Raw genomic sequence first — 414 nt, 5'->3', positions numbered from 1 at the left:
GTGTGGCTGTCGGGGCGATCCTGCGGGCGATCTCCATCGCGCGCCTGCCCGTGGATTGCGGTGCCGGTCGAGCCGCCGGTCCCGCTGCGGGCTTCAGGACGTGTCCGGCTGCGGGTTCCAGAGCTCCTCGCGCCGCCGGGCTCGGCGGCGGGCTCGGCAGCGGGCTCCGTGGCGGTGTCGGCGGCCGTGTCACCGGACGCGGCGGCGGGCTCGGTGTCGGTGTCGGGCTTGGTGGTGGTGTCGGTGGTGGTGTCTGCGGGCTGGAGGTCGGGGGTGTCGGCTGAGGCGTCGGAGGGGGTGGCGTCCAGGAAGGGGTGGGTGCGGACGTGGGTGACGATCTCGGAGTCGGACAGGCTCTCGAAACTGCCGTCCAGGCTGCCGAGGAAGAGGTCGGCACGGATGTGGTCGACGGGG

Annotated in this window: 1 protein-coding gene; it reads right to left on the bottom strand. The window is 73.7% G+C overall.

Annotated features, from left to right (window positions below; all coding sequences use genetic code 11):
- Positions 1–414, bottom strand: a 414-nt coding sequence (locus FLX07_RS36800) for a hypothetical protein (protein WP_425280125.1), incomplete at both ends; no start/stop codon positions are given.

It is taken from the genome of Microbispora bryophytorum (assembly GCF_006874465.1).
Classification (GTDB): Bacteria; Actinomycetota; Actinomycetes; order Streptosporangiales; family Streptosporangiaceae; genus Microbispora; species Microbispora bryophytorum.
Note: the sequence above shows the minus strand (reverse complement) of the source record. Positions and strands in the feature narration are given on the sequence as shown.